This is a genomic window from Pseudoalteromonas sp. SMS1 (genome assembly GCF_021530565.1).
In the GTDB taxonomy this organism is placed as follows: domain Bacteria; phylum Pseudomonadota; class Gammaproteobacteria; order Enterobacterales; family Alteromonadaceae; genus Pseudoalteromonas.
In genome coordinates this window covers 34,013-54,239 of record NZ_JAKGBI010000012.1, presented here as the reverse complement: position 1 = coordinate 54,239, position 20,227 = coordinate 34,013, and the positions used below count along the sequence as shown (strand labels likewise).

At 45.3% G+C, this 20,227-nt stretch carries 16 protein-coding genes; 7 read left to right on the top strand and 9 right to left on the bottom strand.

Features of this window, described 5'->3' with window-relative positions:
* Positions 1-4: 4 nt before the first annotated feature.
* Together L1286_RS13380 and L1286_RS13375 are read right to left on the bottom strand one after the other, a co-directional pair.
* Positions 5-706 (bottom strand): ABC transporter ATP-binding protein, encoded by a 702-nt coding sequence (locus L1286_RS13380; RefSeq protein ID WP_235407554.1) that lies wholly within the window; start codon positions 704-706, stop codon positions 5-7.
* 35 nt (positions 707-741) lie between these two features.
* Complete coding sequence (locus L1286_RS13375) at positions 742-2,001, bottom strand: efflux RND transporter periplasmic adaptor subunit (RefSeq protein WP_235407553.1); 1,260 nt, start codon at positions 1,999-2,001, stop codon at positions 742-744.
* Positions 2,002-2,215: 214 nt separating this feature from the next.
* Here L1286_RS13375 and L1286_RS13370 point away from each other — a divergent pair, with 214 nt between their 5' ends.
* The 4 genes from L1286_RS13370 to L1286_RS13355 all read left to right on the top strand — a co-directional run bounded on the left by L1286_RS13370 (position 2,216) and on the right by L1286_RS13355 (position 7,905).
* On the top strand, positions 2,216-3,598 hold the full coding sequence (locus L1286_RS13370; RefSeq protein WP_235407552.1) for a sigma-54-dependent transcriptional regulator: 1,383 nt from the start codon (positions 2,216-2,218) through the stop codon (positions 3,596-3,598).
* A gap of 2 nt (positions 3,599-3,600) precedes the next feature.
* The gene (locus L1286_RS13365) at positions 3,601-4,905 is read left to right on the top strand and encodes a sensor histidine kinase (RefSeq protein ID WP_235407551.1); all 1,305 of its coding nucleotides are present in this window, start codon (positions 3,601-3,603) and stop codon (positions 4,903-4,905) included.
* Between the two features lie 84 nt (positions 4,906-4,989).
* Positions 4,990-5,739, top strand: coding sequence for a LytR/AlgR family response regulator transcription factor (locus tag L1286_RS13360; RefSeq protein WP_235407550.1), 750 nt, complete (start codon positions 4,990-4,992; stop codon positions 5,737-5,739).
* Positions 5,740-5,898: 159 nt separating this feature from the next.
* Complete coding sequence (locus tag L1286_RS13355) at positions 5,899-7,905, top strand: hypothetical protein (protein WP_235407549.1); 2,007 nt, start codon at positions 5,899-5,901, stop codon at positions 7,903-7,905.
* Between the two features lie 38 nt (positions 7,906-7,943).
* On the opposite strand, the gene L1286_RS13350 is transcribed toward L1286_RS13355, so the two are convergent.
* A complete protein-coding gene (locus L1286_RS13350) occupies positions 7,944-8,240 on the bottom strand; it encodes a DUF6482 family protein (protein WP_235407548.1) in 297 nt (98 codons plus the stop codon).
* 178 nt (positions 8,241-8,418) lie between these two features.
* On the opposite strand from L1286_RS13350, the gene L1286_RS13345 reads away from it, so the two are divergent.
* From L1286_RS13345 to L1286_RS13335, 3 genes are read left to right on the top strand one after another with little or no spacing between them, the layout of a single operon-like run.
* Positions 8,419-9,705 (top strand): LysM peptidoglycan-binding domain-containing protein, encoded by a 1,287-nt coding sequence (locus L1286_RS13345; RefSeq protein ID WP_268832369.1) that lies wholly within the window; start codon positions 8,419-8,421, stop codon positions 9,703-9,705.
* Positions 9,706-9,718: 13 nt separating this feature from the next.
* Positions 9,719-10,396, top strand: a complete 678-nt coding sequence (locus L1286_RS13340) for a hypothetical protein (RefSeq protein WP_235407547.1) — start codon at positions 9,719-9,721, stop codon at positions 10,394-10,396.
* Positions 10,384-11,034: a pesticin C-terminus-like muramidase gene (locus L1286_RS13335; protein WP_235407546.1), complete on the top strand. Its 651-nt coding sequence runs from the start codon at positions 10,384-10,386 to the stop codon at positions 11,032-11,034. Before L1286_RS13340 ends, L1286_RS13335 begins: the two co-directional genes overlap by 13 nt.
* On the opposite strand, the gene thpR is transcribed toward L1286_RS13335, so the two are convergent.
* The 6 genes from thpR to L1286_RS13305 form a co-directional block, all read right to left on the bottom strand.
* Positions 11,024-11,545 (bottom strand): RNA 2',3'-cyclic phosphodiesterase, encoded by a 522-nt coding sequence (gene thpR / locus L1286_RS13330; RefSeq protein WP_235407545.1) that lies wholly within the window; start codon positions 11,543-11,545, stop codon positions 11,024-11,026. The two genes, L1286_RS13335 and thpR, sit on opposite strands and share 11 nt — an antisense overlap.
* Positions 11,545-12,060 (bottom strand): hypothetical protein, encoded by a 516-nt coding sequence (locus L1286_RS13325; protein WP_235407544.1) that lies wholly within the window; start codon positions 12,058-12,060, stop codon positions 11,545-11,547. The genes thpR and L1286_RS13325 overlap by 1 nt, the downstream gene beginning before the upstream one ends.
* A gap of 111 nt (positions 12,061-12,171) precedes the next feature.
* Complete coding sequence (locus L1286_RS13320) at positions 12,172-15,318, bottom strand: lantibiotic dehydratase (protein ID WP_235407543.1); 3,147 nt, start codon at positions 15,316-15,318, stop codon at positions 12,172-12,174.
* 10 nt (positions 15,319-15,328) lie between these two features.
* On the bottom strand, positions 15,329-16,552 hold the full coding sequence (locus L1286_RS13315; protein WP_235407542.1) for a lanthionine synthetase C family protein: 1,224 nt from the start codon (positions 16,550-16,552) through the stop codon (positions 15,329-15,331).
* 218 nt (positions 16,553-16,770) lie between these two features.
* On the bottom strand, positions 16,771-18,900 hold the full coding sequence (locus L1286_RS13310; RefSeq protein ID WP_235407541.1) for a peptidase domain-containing ABC transporter: 2,130 nt from the start codon (positions 18,898-18,900) through the stop codon (positions 16,771-16,773).
* A 29-nt stretch (positions 18,901-18,929) separates the two neighbouring features.
* Positions 18,930-20,174, bottom strand: coding sequence for an HlyD family secretion protein (locus tag L1286_RS13305; RefSeq protein ID WP_235407540.1), 1,245 nt, complete (start codon positions 20,172-20,174; stop codon positions 18,930-18,932).
* Between the last annotated feature and the right edge of the window lie 53 nt (positions 20,175-20,227).

The following is a 20,227-nucleotide window of genomic DNA, read 5'->3' as shown; positions in this document are numbered from 1 at the left end:
AGGCCTAAGCAACGTTCGCAGCTTGATTCACTTGGCTGGCCTTATCAACCACCACCTGACCATCAAGTAAGTGTATTACTCTGTCCGCATACTCTCCTTCACTCTCCGAGTGGGTCACCATTATCACGGTTGTCCCTTCACGGTTTAACTCACGCAGCATGGTCATCACTTCCTGAGAGTTTTTAGAATCAAGGTTACCGGTGGGTTCATCCGCTAAGATGAGCTTGGGGTTAATAACCAGTGCACGCGCCACAGCCACGCGCTGCTGCTGACCACCCGACAGCTGTTGCGGTAAATGATTAGCTCGATGATCAATCGCCACGCGCTTTAAAATATTTTCTACACGCTGCTTACGCTCCGCCTTTGAGACATTCTGGTATTGTAGAGGCAGCGCGACGTTTTCAAATACAGTTAGCTCATCAATCAAATTAAAGCTCTGAAATACAAAACCAATTGATGCTTTACGCAAATTGGCCATTTGCTGTTCAGAGAAACCAGCTACCTCGGTACCATCAAAGTTATAGCTCCCACTCGATGGCGCATCCAGCAAGCCCAACACTGACAGTAATGTCGACTTGCCACACCCCGAAGGTCCCATGATGGCCACGAACTCCCCTTGCTCAACGGTTAAATCGATGCCATTCAACGCCGTTGTCTCAACATCGTGCGTTCTAAATACGCGATTTAAGTTTGAAAGCTTAATCATTATTGTTCCTTAATCTTTATTGATTTTTATAATTTTTAATTGGTTAAATTCAATACATGGGCTTTGTCAAAGTTGCCATAGTTAGACGTGATAACTTGCTCACCTGGCGCAAGACCAGAAATAACTTCATAGTAATATTGGTTCTTTTTGCCCAAACGCACATCACGACGTGCCGCTTGCGTACCATCACTATTCACTACAAACACCCAATGACCCCCACTGGTTGTAAAGAATGCGCCGCGCGGTAACAGTGTCGCTTGTGCTTGTTCATCACTGAGCATCAACTGGGCATCAAGGCCTTGACCGCGCTTTATTGCTTGAATGCCCGATGGCAATTCAGCTTCAATTTGGAATTGGGCATTGGTCACACGACTATCAATTTTACTCACCTTAGCTTGCAGCGTGTTGCCACCGTGCGCAATCTCGACAGCCATACCTAACGAGACTTGTGTTAGGTAGTATTCATCTAGGCTCACAGCTAACTTATACTCACCGGGAATATCTATTTGACCTAATCGTGCGCCAGCTTGCTTCGATTCACCCACCTGCACATCTAGCTCACTGAGGTACCCAGAAACAGGGGCGGTGATCTGCAAACTTTCGAGGTTTTTGCGCGCAAATTGCAGGTTGTTTTGTAGCATTTTGGCACTGTCCTCTAGTTGCGCCAGTTGCACCTCTCGAATACTGGTTTCCTGCTTTTGACGCTCCAAAGTCAGCGTGTGAATATCGCGGTTGTATTGCAGGTCTTGACGAATTTCATCCACCTCATCTTTGCTGGTCAAGCCCTCTTTAAGCAATGCCTCTGATTGACGTAGCCTGCGTTCTAAATGGCTTATCTGTAATTCAATATCTAATAGGTCACGCTTTAAATTCAAACCATTGGTAGTCATAGTCATCTGAGTATTGCGTAAAAAATTCAGTTGTTCTGTCACCTGGGCCTCACGGCTCATCACATCAAGCTGCAAGTTGGTATTAGACAGTTGTACCAATGGCTGCCCTTGTTCGACGTAGACGCCCTGCTCCACCAATTTGCCCTCGACACGCCCCCCCGACACGGTATCAAGGAAAATCGTTGTTTTTGGCACCACTTGGCCACGAATGCTCAACGCGTTTTTAAACTCACCACTGGTCACCGTGCTTACAGTGACCCCAGCTTTATGAACGGTTTGCATTTGTCCCTGCTCAGCAGATTGACTCAGGCTATAAGCGCCAAAGCCAACCAGCAAAGCGAAACAGCTAAAAAGTGCCGGTTTGATATAACGGCGATGGTTTGTTTTAGTGATTTTCTTATCCATAATATCAGCTCCTTCGGCATTGATACCTATTCACTAATCAATTTTGATGCCAAAGTTAAAAGCTTTTAAAATACATAAACTTAAGAAAATACATTACCAATACAGATGTGCTTAGTGTCCGTTTTCAGTACACAGCTATGTCCATAATTGGACACTTTCTGTCATTTTGCGGTAAGCTGAGCAGGTCAAAAAATAACAATAATGAGTTATCAGCATGGAAAAGCAGGGAACCATACTTATTGTGGACGACAATACCGATGTATTACTCGCCGCAAAACTATTACTAAAGCAACACCATAAAAAAGTCCTCACCACAGATAACCCTTTTGATGTGGCAGGGTTACTCAACACCCATCAAGTTGATGTCATTTTACTTGATATGAACTTTAACCGTGATGCCATCAGTGGACAGGAGGGGTTTTACTGGCTCAATAAAATTCATTCGCAAGCGCCCAGTATTGCCGTTGTCTTGATGACCGCGTACAGTGATGTCCAACTGGCTGTTGAGGCCATTAAAAATGGCGCGACGGACTTTGTTGCCAAACCTTGGCAAAACGACCAACTATTAACCGTCATTGCCACAGCCCTTGCCCACGCACAAGACAAACAAGCCATTAGTAAGCTATCACGGCAAACCCAGGGGCTGAGTCAGGCGCTCTGCCAACCTCAAAGTGAATTTTTGGGGCAAAGTGACGCCATGCTTCAAGTGTTTGATACATTGAGTAAAGCTGCAAAAACAGATGCGAACATCCTGATCACAGGAGAAAGTGGTACCGGCAAAGAGCTCACGGCACATGCACTCCATACGCAAAGTACACGTGCCCAGATGCCGTTTATCAGCTTAGATATGGGGGCAGTGTCCAGTAGCTTGTTTGAAAGTGAGTTGTTTGGCCATAAAAAAGGCGCCTTCACCGACGCAAAAGCCGATCGAATGGGGCGCTTTGAACTGGCCCATGGCGGCACATTATTTTTAGATGAAGTGGGCAATATGCCGCTTGATCAACAGGTTAAATTACTCGCAGCAATACAAAATCGACAAGTGACGCCCGTCGGTGGCAATCAAGCTATCGACGTCGATATTCGCTTGGTATGTGCGACCAATGACGCACTCCCCCAATCAGTCATTGACGGTCATTTTAGGCAAGATTTATTGTATAGAATCAATACAATAGAAATAAACCTACCGCCTTTACGAGAGCGCAAAGAAGACATTCCTTTGCTGGTCGATCATTATATGAATGTTTACCAGCAAAAATACCGTCGTGACGTGACGCTCCCAGCCAGTGCTTTGCGCACACTCTGCGACTATTCTTGGCCTGGTAATGTACGAGAACTTGCCCATACAATTGAGCGTGCGGTTATCTTATCTGACGGCAACGAACTGGCTATCCACCATGTGCTCGTTGCCTCTACGCCTCCTGTATCCGACCAACCCACGTCGAGCCTAGATTACGACACATTCGACTTGGATGTGATTGAGCAACGGGCGATCCGTGCAGCGTTAAAACACTTCCAGGGCAATGTAAGTCATGCGGCAAAGGCGTTAGGCCTAACCAGAGGTGCCATGTATCGCCGCTTAGAAAAGTATGGACTTTAACAATGAATGCACAATTTAAAGTATTCATCGCCGCCTGTGGTTTGCTGGGTTTAGGCATGCTACTCCAACTGGCCATTGCCAGTCGTGGGCTCAGCGCCACAGCCATTGTGTTTGGTATTTCTGCGGTATTATTAATTGCTTGGTTAAATCATGTATACCGACAGGAAAAACGCGTCCCAGTGCAGTTATTTCGCGCACTTGCGAATGGTGATCACACTTTAGGATTACCCGATGATCACCCATTACGTCGAGATTTCCGTGACGCACAGACGCAAATGCAAGCAGCACAATTGGCGGCTGAACAACAAATACAATTTATCAATGCCGTATTCAACCATATGGATCTGGCCATGCTCATTTGCGATGAATATGGTCAGATTACCGAGCAAAGTGCGGCAGTGAGAAAGCAACTCGGCCTGAAAATCGATCATATCGATGCCATCGCCAGTAACAACCCACAAATCATTGAGTTTATAAAAAATACGCATAAACACAGTCGCCAAACTTTTTCTTGGCAGAAACATGGGTTACATGACACCTTGTATATACAGGTGAGTACACTGCGGATCCAAACCAAGCTGTATAAGGTCGTGACCTTACAATCCATTAAAGAAGAACTCAATGCCAAGGAGCAACATGCTTACAAGCAACTGACCAAAGTGCTCACCCATGAGGTCGCCAACTCCATTACACCGCTCACCTCCATGGCACAAACTTGCATTTCATTGTTACCGGACGCACTGAGCTTTGATGAGGAAGAAGACAAACAAGATCTCCATTTAGCACTCTCCACACTCGCATCAAGGAGTGCTCATCTTAGTGAATTTATTCAAGAATTTAGAAAGCTGAGTAGCCTACCTGCTCCCCAGCTTGCAAAGATTGAGCTTAGTGAGCTATTAAAAAATACAAAACAGCTTTTTTGTATGCAACATAATGAAGTGGCGTTTGATATTGTGGCGCCGCCCAATGCCCTGTGTGTTTTAGACACCAAACAAATAGAGCAAGTACTAATAAATCTCTGTAAAAATGCGGTTGAGGCACTTCAAATTAGTGCTCAGACGAATCCCAAAATCACCTTAAAGATCGTCAAAAATGAGGAGGATAAACTCTGTGTAGATGTCATAGATAACGGCCCGGGGATCACACAGCAAGCACAGGATATGATGTTCGTCCCCTTTTACACCACAAAGCAACAGGGTTCCGGCATTGGCCTCAGCCTCTCTCGACAAATTATGCTGCAACATGGGGGTGAGTTATTATATTTGGACCAACCACAAGGCGCCTGCTTTCGCTGTGTCTTTGGCTAGCGAAAAAGCACAATATCGTCGCAATAGTGTGGGAAATTGAGACAATTTGAGTAAACTACAATCGCGTTTCTGATTTAGGGTTATATGATGACAGAGCAGATTAAAAAGGAATGGTTAATTTCACTTGCTGGATGGAGTGCACTGATCTTTTTTTTAACGGGTACCTATGCACTTTATGACTATGTCATGCCCGTCGCACAGCAAATCAATAACCACCCTGTTTGGGCACTTCAAGAGTGGGGGTTATGGTATTTACTGACGCCGCTCACCTTTCGTTTGCTGCATCAATATGACATTAAAAAGCAACTTACACACCGGCGTTTATTGGGGATTCTAGCGCTGATGTTATGTATATCGATGACTTACCAAAGTATTTTTGACTTCTTTGTGTTTAACGACAATATCGCCTATACCTTGTTGTACTTCGCGCCATCACACCCATTGGTCTTGTTCGTCATCAGCTTTATTTGGCATACGTATTTACGCACCGAGCTCAACCCACATACCGGCATTGAGGTAGACAATGGCGCCACCAAATCACATCTGTTTTTTGATGATATTACACACATTAGCTCCGCAAGCAATTATGTTGAGTTTCATACTCAAGAGCAGCAATTTTTAAAACGCGCAACACTCAAACAAGTTGAACAACAGGTGCCAGACTCTCAGTTTATACGCACCCACCGTTCTCACTTGGTTAATTTAAATTTTGTCGCGCGTATTCACATCAAGCCTTCAGGTAGCGGACTCGTACTGCTTAAAAACGGGCAATCTGTGGCACTGAGTAAAGCTTTTAAGCCCAAAGTAAAAGCCAAACTGAAAAACGCAGCCTAACCTAAACCCGTCCACTCGTCCCTTGCAACTTAGGGGCGAGTGCACATCCCCCATCCAATCATCCCTAGAAGCCCCCAACAATCCCTAAATGATTGAATTACGTAGTTTGATTTATTTCAATAAGCACTGAAATCGAATCGAACAGGAAGCAAAGCCGCCATGGAACTGCCATCCAAAAACCCACACCTCTTGACAGGTATTGTGTGTTGTTTTCTTATCATGCCAGCCAAGGTCACAGCCAACGATGCACAAGATCGCCAACCATTCACAGTGATCAACTATGAAAACACCACACTGGACCAGCTTTATGGGCAAAATGCACTCGACAAAATCACGCAAATTCCTGGCTTTTCATTGTCACAAAGCACAGCCAACCGAGGATTAGCTGCGTCCGGGGGAAATGTGTTAATTAATGGCGCTGTGCCCGCTTCTAAATCAGAATCTTTGAGCCAAATACTCAGCCAGCTACCTACGTCACATATCGTCGCCATCCGCTTTTACAGTGCCGGTCACCCTTTTACTGGCGCGAGTCAGTTTAATCAGGTTGTGAATGTCATCACCCGAGACAACATAGCAACCACCAACTGGCAAGCACGCAGTAAACTCACATCAGCCTATCGTGCCTACCGACCAAGTGAGCTGGCTGCCCAAATATCAGTACCAAGTGCCACATGGCAACATCAAATCAATACGCACTATCAGGATGATAGACATCAGTCAGTATCGAGTATGCATGTATATTCAGCACAGGACCTGCAAACCGAGACAGGGCACGAAGATTTTTTTGAAAAGCTAAACAGCCGCCTCTTGTCACTGCGCAGCGTGTTAACTCAGTCACATAGCCGACTCAGTTTGTCAGCAAAAACACGCAACGAAGATTGGCAAACAGACTACCACAGACCTTATCGCGAAACGGATACCGATTTAGCGCGTACATGGCGTTACAATGAGTCTATTCAAACTCAGGAACAAGAGTTCAGTCTTGATTGGCAACATCAATCTCGCCAAGATAAACACCTACAACTGGTCGCTTTACACAGTAAAAAAGCCACAGACAGCGACGCACTCAGTCGCGATACGGGTGAACAACCTGACTTATTTAAACAACATAAAGTACATCAAGAGCAGGTTGTTCAATTCAATTTCAATGCGCCATCACTGACTTATCAACCAGAATTGGGGATTGAGATCAGTCGTAATCAGCTAGATGCGACCACGTACGTCGAGGGTGAAGTTCTCAACAGCCGAGTGTCAGAAATGCGCTATCAACCATTTGTTGCCGTCGCGCACACGCTCCCTCATCATTGGCAGCTGTATATGAGGCTGGACGCAGAGTATACCCAACTTAAGAGCAGCGCGGCGCACACGCATCGCAGCAACCTGAGCTTTATTAAACCGTTGGTGCGCCTAAGTTATGAGCAAGCATCTTATTGGGACCTAGTATTAACTGCACAACATCATGTAGAACAACTCGATTTTAATCACTTTGTGGCGAGTCAAAATGCTGGCTTTGACCGCAACCAAGCCGGCAATAGTCGCTTGCAGCCAAGCCAGTACAGCGAGCTTGCTACACACTTCAATATTCGACCCACGGATACCCTGTTCATGAGCCTCAAACTCTATCATCAATGGCAAAAAGACATTCATGAAGTGATTACATTGGCCAATGGTAGAGCAGGTCTGGGCAACGCTGGCACTGCCACGCTTGCAGGAACCGAATGGTCATTGACATGGGATACTGACAGATGGCTGTCAGGTAGTCAGCTAAGTATCGATTATCAATACCAAAGCGCGCGTTACCATGACCCACTGACAGGTGCCCGAGCAATAACTGGTTTAACGCCGCACAGCGCGAGCATGGCGTTTAGGCGAGATATGCCCAAGTACAGCTGGGGGATAGACATCTTCCTGCCAGAATCAGCAACCTACTATTATCAAGACGAAGTGTTTGTTGAGCAAGACCACATAGAAATCAACGCATTCGCAGAGTATCAGCTCACCACAGCGGTGCGTGTCAACGTTGAGGTTGCGGCACTCAATACCGCCAAATACACCTACGAGCAAACATTTTACTCGCCTCAGCGTAGTGGTAACAACGATGGAAGAACACGTTTCGATGAACGCGTTGAGCCAGTCGTCACACTGTCATTGAGCGGAAGTTATTAATACGGGGCCGTGAGCCCCATTATTAAGGCTCAGCGTTTTTAATGCACCAAAGGCAGTTTAAAGCGGCAATGTCCATCGCTCACGCTGCCGACCATTTCGTCATAGGCCGTTTCCATATCAAAGGTGGCCTCTGTGGCGCCGAGTTCAGCCAACTCCACTTCAGCCTCTCGCAGCGAGTTGTATGTAACGATTTTACCGTGTTTGTCCGTAATAAGATGGTAGTTACCCAGTACGTCCAGACCACCAGCGAGATAGTGATTGGAATCTGCGTAACTTAATATGACCGGGTCCATATAGCTATGTTCAAATTGTTCTCTGAGTTCTGTGCGATCCATAAAAATACCCCTTACTGAATGGAACTACTTTACTTAAACGCAACACACCCAATTTTAGTTCAAAAAACAACCAACCACTATTAAATTCCTTTTCTTTGTCCCAATTTTTTTAACTTGTTTATTTATTTCATTCACTTATAAAATAGTGAGACAAAAACGATAATAAAACGGCTCAATCATGCTCAAACGATTCATACTCATTGCTCTGGCACTCTCTCTGACGGCGTGCCAAACAACGCCCTCAGCTGAGGACGTACACAATGTCCCCTCACCGCTGCCTTCTCAAATATCGCCGAGCAGCCCAACTGTGACACAGCCACCGTTAGTAAACATTGCGAACAAACCAGCAATCAAACCACAAGATGCAAAAGATGTATGGCAACGAATACGTCAGCAGATTAGTTTTGCGCCGTCCAATCACCCACGTGTTATAAAGCGTATTGAATGGTACTTGAGCCACCCAAACTATATGCACACCATCAGTGAACGTGCAGACCCATTGCTCTACTATATTGTAACTGAAATAGAAAAGCGCGGTTTGCCCATCGAGCTTGCCTTAATGCCGCTCATCGAAACCGATTTTGATATGCAGGCCTATTCCCACAAACATGCCTCAGGGTTATGGCAGCTCACCCCCCTGATTGCAAAACATTATGGATTAACCATCAACCCCTGGTATGACGGCCGCCAAGACCTGATTGATTCAACGAGGGCCGCACTGGATTTTTTAACCTATTTGCACCGTCGTTTTGAAGGTAACTGGTACCATGCCATTGCCGCTTACAATACTGGAGAGGGGCGAGTTTTAAGGGCAATAGCCAACAATCAAAAATCGGGTAAATCCACCGATTTTTTTGCGCTGAATTTACCGCGCCAAACTCGTCACTATGTACCTAAACTACTGGCTGCCACACAGTTGTTAAAGCAACGACTGATGCCCTTTCCAGCCATCGATAACACCCCGGCAATCACCGTAGTTTCTCTGCCTGGCGCAACGATACTAGACAATCGCGCCCAGTGGTCAATGCTCGAAGACCTCAACACGGGTTATGCTCGTTTTCCAGCCCTGTTAGGCGGCCCTAACCGACTCATTTTACCTGTTGAAAAGGTGCAAGAGTGGCAACAGTACGCTCAGAACTTACCCACCATGCCTGACCAACAATGGCAGTCTTATACAATTCGTCGCGGTGACAGCCTGAGTGTAATTGCGGCCAGTTACGGCCTCAGCGTATCTCAGCTTAAATCGTTCAACCAATTGAAAAGTGATACAATTCGTATTGGTGAAAAGCTCATTTTACCCATCTTGGCAGAGCAACATTACACATACACAGTGAAATCTGGCGACAGCTTGTGGCGCATTGCGAGGCAATTCAATGTGTCCGTTAATAAGCTTAAACAGTGGAATCAGATATCTCACTCTACTTTGCAAATTGGCGAACAGCTGACCATTTTTTTAGCGCCATAATGGGAAGTACGTAATGTCCATAAAGCAACCTCTTACGCCTCCAAACAAGGGCACACAACCACGCCAGGTTAAATGGCGCCTGTCACGTTCCAAGATGAACAGTATTTTGGCGCTGTGTGCAATATTGATCTCCGCCGCCTCATTTTACGCCACTTATATGCAAGCCAAAGCCGCACAAGAACAAGTCGCAGCAGCCGAAAGGCAACTGCACGCCGAAACTTGGCCTTGGTTACAGGTTAGCTACAGCGATTACGATCTGGACGCTGAACGAGCACGTATGTCTGTGAAAGTAACCAACTCTGGGACAGGGCCAGCCCTGATCAAATCAATGCGGTTTGAATATCAAGGTAATACCTACCACAGCCTCAAAGCACTTCTAAATCATTGCTGCAATTTAGAGGCCTATAAAGCAGCGCTAAATGAGGTACAGGACGACAACCAAGATATCAATTACATGAAACAATTTGGCTGGTATGTGACCAGCAATCCACAAAATGCCCTGCTTGCTGACGGAAATGACTTAGTGCTCTTTTCTATGGATCGCAGCAGCTTTAACGGTAATCTGTGGGAAAAGATTAGTCACATCGCCCACGATATCGACGTCAATACTTGCTATTGCTCTTTACTCAAGCAATGCTACACAGTTAACAAGGCATCAGAAGTTAAAAAGGTTGAAAGGTGTTCAATCTAAAAAAGTTGGATAGGCAGCAAGCTGCCAAGCATATTTGTTTGTATGAAGGCGTGATAGCCCATCTGTACCTTGATACGCGTGGTAACGTGACCGTCGGCGCAGGTTTCCTTGTCGGTGATGAGAAAGCGTTAACGAAAATGACCATGAGAGACAAGTCCACCAAAAAAGCGGCCAGTCGAGCGCAAAAAGCCCAAGAATTTAAGGCCATTGCGAAGCTCCCCGAAGGGCGGCTAGCCAGTTGGTACGACCAACATTGTCACCTCTACCTGCCCCATGAAGAGTGTCTTAAATTACTCGAGAAAAAAATTGCCGAGTTTGAGCATGAACTCGAGGTGCTCTTTAGCACCCAAAATGGCTATATTCCTTTCAAAAAAATGCCCAGCAATGTGCAACTAGCACTGCTTGATATGGCCTATAATCTAGGCACAACTAACCTGAGTCGCGCTTGGCCTAAACTGCTTAGCGCCATCCGAGCAGAAAACTGGACTATGGCCGCGAAAGAGTGTCGCCGCAAGCATGTCAGCACAGCACGCAATCAGGCAACCGCCAAATTATTTAATCACAGTGGTGCCGTTGGCCCTTTACGTCGAGTCGCCCATTTTTTGCTAAATCAGCTCTCTTTACGGCTCAGGCGTTAAGCCCAAACGACGCAATCGGTGTGTAATGCAAACCATCCTGACATGTGTGCGAATGATATAAATGAAACTCGGTCACAGTCAGCGTCCATGGCGCCAAAGGCGACTGTACCTCAGGGGCCTTTTTGAGCCCTCTGAACAAAGTGATATGAGGTGAGAACGCGTAGGGGTTAGAGTATAACTGCCATTGCTCTGATATTTCTCGAAGCGGTGTGGCAAGCCGGTTGAGTGCCTCACTGGGGGCTGGTTTTAAATAAAAGATGCCATTATGTGACCAATACCCAGTGTGTGAAAAGTGCAGTTCAAAAGGCGCAAGATTGAGTTTGCGGGCAAAGTCAATCAGTGCCGCAGTGCTCGATTCATCCACTTGCGCCAAAAATGCCAACGTAATATGCCAATTACGCGCCAACGTCGCAGGCTTTGCATGAGACACGGATTGATTTAACCACGGTGAAATATGCGCCTTGGCTTGCGCATCTAAACCAAGACCAAAAAAGAGTCGTTTTAAGGCCATTATTTAAACTTAACTTGCTTGGTACTGGGGCGGTATGTACGCACCTCCGGCTCCGTCCATTGCCCGTTTTTAAGATACTGGGTAGACACAGTAAAGGCGCCCTCTGTGAAACGGCTGGTCGATTTCACTTTGGTGATGCCATCTTGATTGCCCTCAACAGCTTCATAAGCGACAAATTCCTGCTGACTGACAACGTCAATTTTGCCAGACGTATAAAACCCAGCAGTGGTAAAATAGTAAAACACAATGCGCTGCTGGGCTTTGTCCCAAAACAACAATGACTCACCGCCATACGCCCCGTCATTAATCGAGTGTAACGTTCTGATTGCGGTGCCATTCAATGCCCGCTCCCACCGGCTCACATCCGTTACGGTTTGCCCTTCCCCCATCGAAAAACTCGCCTGCCAAGTGCCTAGGTATGGCTCAAAAACCTTAAGCTCTTTCGCAATAGAGGCTGCCAAAACACTGTGCGTACATAGAAGCAACCCGAGAAGCAATCCATTTATATAGTTCATATTTTTACCTAATAATCTGATCCTGCTTATATTTATAGTCACTTTTGACGGAGTTAGCCTATGCCATTAATAAAAAAGCGCCTCTCAGGCGCCTTATTACTGTATTCAGGCTCACGCCTTTTTGTCTGCTGAGAAATACTTGCGCCGTAACAAGTCATGGATCACCAGCTCTTGTTCACGTCCGTATGCCTTAAACATCCGATTATTGTGCATATGCAGCAATGAACTCAATAGAGAATCACGCGTGCAATTTAATTGCCCTTCTTCAATCAGACGACTCAATACTTCCACCACAGGTGCTGCGCTTGCTTGCCATGACTCCAAAATCGTCAGTATGGCTGTTTGCACGTCATCACATTCACTGGCCCGCTCAGGGACTAGCTTAATAAAATCATCCTCCATTTGCGCTTGGTATTCACGATAACGATTACCCAGTTGCTTACGCAGCACGCTGGTTTCATTAAACTCTCGACCAAACCCATCTCGCAGATTGCTGATCAGCTTGAAGCGCGCGTCATTACTGTATTCGAATAGGTTTAATAATCGGTGAGTACAAGCGAGTGCAACACGCCAACGTACGTCTTCGCCATGGTCATCTATTAAGCCACATGCTTGCGCAATTAGGCGGCTATCATACATAAATAATGCCTCAACCATACTCATTGATTCTGGTCCACCATAGCGCTCAACTTCGCGCTCGTAGGTCATCAACTCCACCTTGTGTAGCTCACCGGACTCTACTTTTGGATCAAGCAGAGCATTTAAGCGCGGTAACAGTTGGCCACACAGCAGACCGGGATCACCGTGAAAGCGTAAGCGAAGGTGCCAGTCCGGATCGCCATAGCGAATAAAGAACCACTTATCATAAAGATCCTGGTGCTCAGTGATCAAAGGCAGCAACTCTTCGGTAAGCAATTGCTCAACCAGAGAATTACCCGAGTATATTTTCAGGCTAAGCCATTCTGAGCCCGCCCCAAAACGGCGCTTGATAGGCTCAGCGGTAATATTGGCATAGGGATCATCAGAGAAATGGCTGTGCACCCGTGCATGTTCATTAATAAAGGGCACAATTACTTCATTGCTGTAATGCAACCCTTGCGCATCTGTCACGCGAGAACAATAGCTACTAGACAAGACTTCTTTAAGCTCAACATTGGTATGGCCCTTCGTCTCTGCCAGTAAAATCGCAAACATGTCTGGGTTGCGTAAATCAAGCTGAAGCACATTGTCTGACATTGCAAAACTCACTTGTGCATCCAAATCATATCTGGTCATGAGTGCGTCAAGCTTGTCGCGACTGAACTCCCCTTTTTTATTGATTGCTTCTAGTTCGGTGCGCTCAATACGCCATATTTTTTCGCTGAGAATTAAATTATCTAACATGACGCGTGGTACAAACGCAGCGCGCTCTGTGCTGGTTGGCATTCTAAAGTGCGGTGCTCGACCTTCTTGATGCTGCAACATACACAAAAATTTATACGCACTGAGGCTGCGAGCGGAATAGTTGTGGGCGCTTGATAAACGTGGAATAACTTGTTTATTCAGACGTTTACTCCATAGCTTCACTTTTTGTCCTTCCACCCAAACATACAGGTCATTGAGCGGGATTTGATATTCATCTTCCAGCGAGCTATCTGCCATGAACACAATTTCATAGTCTCTTAAATGCGGTCTGGCGATCACATTACCAGGGCGCCCTTCTGGCATATGTACGACTTCGGCAAAGATCACATCATTACTGTGCGATTGTTCCTGTGCTAAATGTCCCTTCACAGCCTCTTTTAATCCATCATCAAGGTGGCAAAAACGTCCCAATAAATTCGCGGCAGATGGCCCATAGCAACCGTTAAACTTATAGATGGGGTTGCCTCTATCATCTTGGTACAAGCTCAGCATGGTGCCAAATGAGTATGGAAAGGTAGCGACCGCCTCTTTGTTGTTTACTTTGGCTTTCAGTTCTTTGCTCTTCAGTACCACACACGCCTTGCCACGATTTTCTGGTAGGCTCAATGCACGCTCAACAATATTCTCGATTAAGCTGACTTCAGGTACGGTCGCTTGATTAGCGCCACTGCGTGCTAAGTTCAGCCCCGCCACCAGCGGTGCTTCATAGCCGGTTTCCGTAGAAATCCCAATGCCAGACTCATCATCTAAAATCACATCCAAAGGAACAAACTGGCCTTCAAAACGTGAGTTGAATTTACTGATAAACTGGCTCAAACCGCCAGTCGGCTCAGTAATTGTCAGCCCAGCTATCAGCTCTAACTGCTTTTGAACCCGTTTTATTTCCATCTCTGAAAGGGTGCATTGATCAAATGCTCGGTAAATATCGCTCTGAAACAATTTATTTTCTTGTGCTTTCACCGGTAAGTTTTCTAGATGTGAGAGCAATTGTTTGTATGGCGAAATGTCACCACTGGATGCAGCGTCCAAACTGTCGATCTTAGACAGTGCCGTCGCCAGCTTGTCTGCGGCGTCTAACTCTTTAATATCTTCGATTGACTTCAATAACGCATGATCTGGTGAGTCGCCTGTCAATGGCAATGGAATATCCGCCAGCAATACGCCTTCATCAATAAGATCTTGAATATAGTTTTCGACTTCTTCTTGCGATGCTTCAGGGTATTGCGCCTTAAAACGAGACACTAACTCGTTAAAGCTTACGCCCGGTTTAGCCAATTGTAGTGCAAATCTAAAGTACTCATCGCTTTCAACCGCACTGAGGCGGTACTGCATCGTGTCATCAGATAGATATGTTTCGATATAACGGCATTGCTGCGCAATAAAATAGTGAGATGAGTTAGGCTTATAAGTTAAATTATCTGAACGCGAGGCATGCTTGATAAAATGCTCTTTCAACGCAGACAGGTAAAACATATCCAGACGTGTTTTGCGACTGTCTTTGCAGTGATCTGCAGGCAAAAGTTCAGTGGTTGCTGCGATGCGGCCTTTATGAATACCTGAAAACAACCCAAACGGGGTCGGTCTGGAGCACATACGTACCATATATTTAATCAGGGCATGGGCTACTTTTTTACCTTGCTTTGAGTCTGGCTTGCTGCGCCACTGTTCGATACGCTCCAACAGCGAAGGGCTGGCAAGGTAGATGGCCTCTTCAACACCTGGCGTCGCTAACCAAGCACTGAGCAGCAAATTGGTATCTGCGTCTTTTTCACCGAATGCAGCCAACTGCTCAAGTGCTAAACGAGGCGTTCGAATTACAAAAAAGTGGTCGTTTTTTAGTTGTTTTGTTGACATATACCTCTCCTTAAGACATCAGCAGACATTCAGTCCAACTCGTATCATCATTCAGCACGCTGATTAATGCACAACCAATACCGGAATATCCCATTAAGAAGCCAAATTCTTCCTCATGTTCTTTTGTGACACCATTGTATGAATATAGCGATTTGATACCGCCCTCGCGAAATTTTTGCAGGCCATATTCTATCCAGTAGATAGAGCGTGCTTTCAGTGCGGGGTGTGGCATCAAATCGTTAAGCATATTAAAAATCAACGCCAACCCTACAAACCCATGACACACACCAGCATCATTAATATAGGCATTTTCTGCATCGCGTTTGGTGGCATGTACAGCCACTTCTAAGGCATGCTCTACATAGCTCGGCCTGTCCAATGCATGGCCTGCTCGCGCTAATATCATGGCGATGGTTAAATCACCATAACACCACCCCAGTCTTGAATGAGTTTCAGCACCGGCACAAGAGCCATAACAAGAATGCTCAGCATCTGCTCCGCTGGCCGAGTTTTGATGTGTCATTAACCAATCACAGGCCCCCGATAAAAGCTTGTCCACACGCGCTTTAAGTGACGGGATATGGTAGGCTGGGAGCAACGCAGCAATCATACCTGGCACACCATGTGCCAAGCCTAAGTTATATTCTGGCTTATCTTTATCATCGGTATCAAAGCGGTAAACGGATTCTGCAGGTTGAGACCACGCGATATGCCCATTGTCAAAATACGTCGCCGTGCTTTCTAACCCAGATACGATGGTGCCATACAGTTTATGCTGATCAGAAAACTTCGCACGTCTAGCCGCGTAGGGGGCATATCCGCACAAACCCAGTACCATTTCGATTTCCCCAGGCCAGGGATTATGATTGAGCGCTTCGGTAAACAGGTCGTCTACATCATCTAAGAGCGTGGGATCGTAGTCTGCTTGATCCGCTTGATTAAAATATTCTAGTACCCAAGCCTGCCCAGCAAGGCCATTACTCAACTCGAAGCTTTGATCCGCTAATTGCTCCTGCAACACTTCAAGCATCTCACCAAAAACGTCTTCGTCCACAATGCTTTCGTCAAATTGATGCGCTTTAAATAAAAACAGCAATTGGCCTGCAATACCACTTAACAATCCATTTTGCGCTTCTCCTGATTTGAGATTCTCACTCACTCTTGCAGCTAGCAGCGATATGATGTCCGTGATTTCACGGCGTTGACTTTCTGTGATGATAAGATGCTCTGACATGGTCTTCCTTAATAATAAAGCTTTATTTTTTTTGTTATCGCAATAGAAATTAACTTAAATAGATCCCTATCTCAATAGTTAATCTACGTCTAAAAATTGACTAGTTGGTCACATAAATTGCACGCCTACGCGTTCTCAAAATGACTGAAGCACAACAAAAATTAAATAAAACTACGTCGAATAAGGCCCTCCCTAGCGCTGGAGGGCGATGGTTAAATTTACTCTTGCTCGGCTTCGAGCTCTTCTGCTGTAACTTTTTGCAAGCGGATTTCACGATTCGCCGATGCAATGGTTTCTTTACGGTGTGCAATAATTACGCGGGTCATATCCAAGCGGCTTACCGCTTCATTGATGTCCGATTCCAAAGTCGTATCCAAGTGGCTCGTCGCCTCATCCATAAACAAAATTTTAGGTTGTTTATACAATGCACGCGCCAATATGATCCGTTGCTTTTGTCCCCCTGAAAGGGATGACCCCATATCACCGATTAAACTGTCGTAACCCATGGGCATTTGACTAATATCGTCATGTATCGCCGCTAACTGCGCGCAATAAACCACACGCTCCATATCTATCGGGGTATCGAAAAAGGCGATATTATCGGCGACAGAGCCTGACAACAGTTCATCGTCTTGCATCACCGCAGCAATTTGCTGACGATATTGCCTCGCGCCAATTTGCTCAATGGGCACATCATCAATCAGTACTTCACCACTTTTGGCTTGGTTAAGGCCTAACATAATTTTAAGTAAGGTTGATTTACCGCATCCCGAAGGGCCAGTAATGGCCACTGATTCACCTTCATTAATATCTAAACAGAGGTTGTGCAATACATTTGGTGTCGCATCTGAATAAGAAAAGCAGATATTTTTTAGTTCAATCTTGCCTTTTACAGTGTGTTTCTTCTGCTTCTCTGGTTGCAAGGTTTCTTTGTCAGTAAGCGCAATATCGGCAATACGATCAAAATGTAACCCCACCATTTTAAATTCAATCAACTTTTCAATTAGGTTCGCCGTTTTGTCCATAAACTGACGTTTATAAGACATAAAGGCAAATAACATCCCCGTACTAAAGCCTCCCTCTAGGACCAAATGCGCCGCCAAGTAGACCACCAAGATATTCTCGATACCAAACAGGGCACGGTTGATTGCATCATAACCAATTTGGAAGTTACCTAAGCGAATACTTTGATTGATTGCATTTGCATAGCGGTTTTGCCATTGCCCCTCTCGCTTTACTTCAGAACCGAACAGCTTGATTGTTTGAATACCACGCACCGTTTCCATGAAGTTGGAGTTTTCTTCTGCACGCGCCATGATCTCTTGTTCACTAATGGTTCTAAATGGCTTGTACATGGCAACCCGAACCAACGCATAAGCAATCACCGCGGCCAAGACCACCAGCGAAAGTGTCGGGCTGTAAAAGAAGATCATGGCTAAGGTAATAATGGCCATCAAGCCATCAATAATGGCTTCAATCACACCGGTCGTCAGAATTTGCTTCACTTGTTGTAACGAGCCAAACCGAGAAACCACGTCCCCCATATGACGCTTTTCAAAGTATGAAATCGGCAAGCGCACCAAGTGATGGAAAAGGTTTGCACCCAATTGGATATTCATTTGATTGCCAAAGTGCAGCAGTGTGAACCCCCGTAATGCGTTGGTGGCAATCTCAAATATGAGGACCAAGAAAAAGCCGGTGGCTAAGACAGTCAATAAGTTGGTATCGCCAGTAAGGACGACATCATCAATCACCAACTGAATATAATATGGCGCGGCAAGTGTAAACACTTGAAGTAAAATAGAAAGTAAGAAAATCAATAACAAAGAGCGTTTTAAGCCAGTAATACGACTCCAAAAGTCGGCAAATTTTAGACTTGGTTTTTTCTCTTTTTTCTCAAAACTTTTTGTCGGGGTGAGTTCTAGCGCAACGCCGGTAAAGTGTTTAGAAGCTTCTTCTAACGTAAAGGTCTTTTCGCCTGATGCAGGATCGTGAATGACGATGCGCTTTTCATTGGCTTTTTTTAGCACCACAAAATGGTTCATATCCCAATGCAAAATACATGGGGTTTGTAGTGCATCTAAATCTTCTAATTCAATTCTTAGTGGCCTAGAACTAAGCTCTAGCTGTTCAGCAAAGTGCATAATATCCAGTAACGTAGCGCCTTCAATTGAAATACTGAATTTTTGCCTGAGCGCGGTCAAATCACTGTGGTATCCATGGTATGCCGCAACCATTGCCAAACTTGCCAAACCACATTCCGCCGCTTCAGATTGCAAAATGATAGGCAGTGAATTCCTTGACCAAAACTGTAATTTTTGTACCGGTGAGTTATCTTCCTGGTGCATACAAAGCCTTTTATTATCGTTATTGCAGCTTACAGCTGTCCTTTAATACTAAATACCGGATCAAATAACCAACGCAGTAGCGAACGCTCCTCGATGATAATATCTGCGTCTAACATCATCCCTGCACGTAACGGGGTAGATTTGCCATATGCCTGAATACTTTGGTCAGACAAAGACACAATGACACGATAAGCAGGTTCACTAATAATACCGGGAATGATGGCTTCTTCAGGTAAAATTAAACTGGTACTGATCTGTTTGATTTCTCCCCCATAAATCCCAAATTTTTCATAAGGAAAAGCGTGGTAGCGCAATTTGGCTTGCTGGCCTTGCTCAATAAACCCAAAGGCCGATGTAGGCACATAAATCACGGCTTGCATTTGGCTATTTTCTGGGATCACGCTTAACAGCTTTTGTCCTGAAATGACATTCTTACCAACCTTCGCCAACAAGCCTGTCACAACCCCAGATTTGGGCGCACGTAATTCGCCCAGCCTCTGCTGTTCGATTGATGTCAATTGAATCTTTAATTGCGCACGCTCGGATTTAAGTTGATTGATCCGTTCATCATGTCCAAGGGGGAGTTTTTCTAGCTGCGTGTCAAACTGTTCAATTTGGGACGCTAAGCTGAGCTTTTCTGAACGGATATTGGAAGACTGCTGCTCGAGTGATAACAGGGTGTCTTTCTGTCTTTGCAACTCCAACTCTGAAATATACCCTGTGCCCTTCAACGTGCTAATTTGATTGACCATCTGCTTATTCAAATCGAGGCGTTGTGAGAATGTCACTTGCTGACTATTTATTTCTTCAAGGCGTTTTTTAGCACTGACTTTTTGGAGCATTAGCTCATTGAGATCTAATTGATATTGTTGTTCTTGCTGAGCAATAAGTCGCTCGATGTTTTGTATCTGAAACGTATATTGATTAAGTAGCGCTTGGTTTAACTCTAGCGCTTGCGTACTGTGCTTAGCTGATGCAATGCGCAAAATCGGCTGTCCGGCTTCTACAAACTGACCTTCCTCAACCAGGACTTCGGCAACCACGCCTTCTTGTGAAGCAACCATATTGAGGATCCCGGTATTTGGCTCCAGTACACCAGATACGCGTTCTTTTCGCGCATAGCTGCCCACGGCAAGGAAAATAATACTAATGATCACCACAAACAAGATCAGAAAGGTGAGTGTCTTAAACACGGGTGGTTGAACTAAACTCACAGCTCCTTCTAATCGGTGTCGCTTATTCTCAAGTACTTCTTTGCGAAAGAGATTTTCCATAATAACTTGTACACCTGAATTAATTGTTTTTATTGTTAAATTTTAATTAACCC

Excerpts from the sequence above, each read along its gene's own strand:
- L1286_RS13315 (WP_235407542.1), bottom strand. The coding sequence starts at position 16,552 with ATGTCAGAGCATCTTATCATCACAGAAAGTCAACGCCGTGAAATCACG.
- L1286_RS13305 (WP_235407540.1), bottom strand. The coding sequence starts at position 20,174 with ATGGAAAATCTCTTTCGCAAAGAAGTACTTGAGAATAAGCGACACCGA.
- L1286_RS13380 (WP_235407554.1), bottom strand. The coding sequence starts at position 706 with ATGATTAAGCTTTCAAACTTAAATCGCGTATTTAGAACGCACGATGTT.
- thpR (WP_235407545.1), bottom strand. The coding sequence starts at position 11,545 with ATGGCCTTAAAACGACTCTTTTTTGGTCTTGGTTTAGATGCGCAAGCC.
- L1286_RS13375 (WP_235407553.1), bottom strand. The coding sequence starts at position 2,001 with ATGGATAAGAAAATCACTAAAACAAACCATCGCCGTTATATCAAACCG.
- L1286_RS13365 (WP_235407551.1), top strand. The coding sequence starts at position 3,601 with ATGAATGCACAATTTAAAGTATTCATCGCCGCCTGTGGTTTGCTGGGT.
- L1286_RS13345 (WP_268832369.1), top strand. The coding sequence starts at position 8,419 with ATGCTCAAACGATTCATACTCATTGCTCTGGCACTCTCTCTGACGGCG.
- L1286_RS13360 (WP_235407550.1), top strand. The coding sequence starts at position 4,990 with ATGATGACAGAGCAGATTAAAAAGGAATGGTTAATTTCACTTGCTGGA.
- L1286_RS13355 (WP_235407549.1), top strand. The coding sequence starts at position 5,899 with ATGGAACTGCCATCCAAAAACCCACACCTCTTGACAGGTATTGTGTGT.
- L1286_RS13320 (WP_235407543.1), bottom strand. The coding sequence starts at position 15,318 with ATGTCAACAAAACAACTAAAAAACGACCACTTTTTTGTAATTCGAACG.
- L1286_RS13340 (WP_235407547.1), top strand. The coding sequence starts at position 9,719 with ATGTCCATAAAGCAACCTCTTACGCCTCCAAACAAGGGCACACAACCA.
- L1286_RS13350 (WP_235407548.1), bottom strand. The coding sequence starts at position 8,240 with ATGGATCGCACAGAACTCAGAGAACAATTTGAACATAGCTATATGGAC.
- L1286_RS13310 (WP_235407541.1), bottom strand. The coding sequence starts at position 18,900 with ATGCACCAGGAAGATAACTCACCGGTACAAAAATTACAGTTTTGGTCA.
- L1286_RS13325 (WP_235407544.1), bottom strand. The coding sequence starts at position 12,060 with ATGAACTATATAAATGGATTGCTTCTCGGGTTGCTTCTATGTACGCAC.
- L1286_RS13370 (WP_235407552.1), top strand. The coding sequence starts at position 2,216 with ATGGAAAAGCAGGGAACCATACTTATTGTGGACGACAATACCGATGTA.